The following is a 904-nucleotide window of genomic DNA, read 5'->3' as shown; positions in this document are numbered from 1 at the left end:
TTGCCTTTGACGGTGTCAAAAGAGCAGAACTTAGATGAGCTGTACGATGAAGTGATTGCTGAATTACTCGATGTGTTTGTTTCTCCTAGTGCTGTGAAGTTTTGATCATGACTGAATACACATGGTTAGCGCCGGCTATTTTGTGCGGCGTGATTGCGCTAATTGGTAACGTCGTACTGGGCCAGCAAGTATTAAAGCGGCAGATCATTTTCATCGACCTTGCGGTGGCTCAAGTCGCAGCATTGGGGGCGGCGCTTAGTCATTATTGGCTAAACTCATCTACTTTGTACGTGAGGATTCCTTGGTTATCGGAATCTTGGCTTGGTGCAATGCTTGGCGCTTGGATAATGTCGTTATTGTTATGCGGATTGATTGCTGCATTAGAAAAGCGAAATCATCCGCATCTTGAGCCGATGATTGGCAGCTTGTTTGTGGTATCTGCCTCTTTGGCGGTGTTACTTGTTAGCAAAGACCCACATGGTGCTGATTTCATTCAAGGGATTTTGAATGGTCAGCTACTGTGGTCGACATGGCAAGATGTTTGGCCGTTGATGGTAATCACTGGTGCGATGTTGTTGCTAGTACGTACAAAGCCCGAATTTATGCGTGGTAGCGGTTTTTATCTCATCTTCGCTATCTTGATGCCGATCACCGTCAAACTGACGGGGATTTACCTAGAGTTTGCTTTATTGGTGATTCCCGCTTTATGCGCTGCGAGCCTTAAAGGCGGACGTTTTTTAACCGCCAGTTTAGGTATCGGAACTATTGGTATTTTGTTGGGGATAGCAGCTTCTGCAAAGTATGATTTGCCTAGTGGTGCAACGATTGTTATTACGCTGTTTATGATGGGTTTAGTTTTTAATATCTTCTCACCGCTGAGAAAAATCGTGTTGTTACAGATGAA

At 44.7% G+C, this 904-nt stretch carries 1 protein-coding gene and 1 pseudogene; both read left to right on the top strand.

Features of this window, described 5'->3' with window-relative positions:
• Nucleotides 1-105: pseudogene (locus tag R7Z77_RS24570) on the top strand (zinc ABC transporter substrate-binding protein); the annotation flags it as partial.
• A 2-nt stretch (nucleotides 106-107) separates the two neighbouring features.
• Nucleotides 108-904, top strand: a 797-nt coding sequence (locus R7Z77_RS24565) for a metal ABC transporter permease (protein ID WP_318136955.1), incomplete at its 3' end; no start/stop codon positions are given.

This window comes from Vibrio sp. 1401 (genome assembly GCF_033340295.1).
Note: the sequence above shows the minus strand (reverse complement) of the source record. Positions and strands in the feature narration are given on the sequence as shown.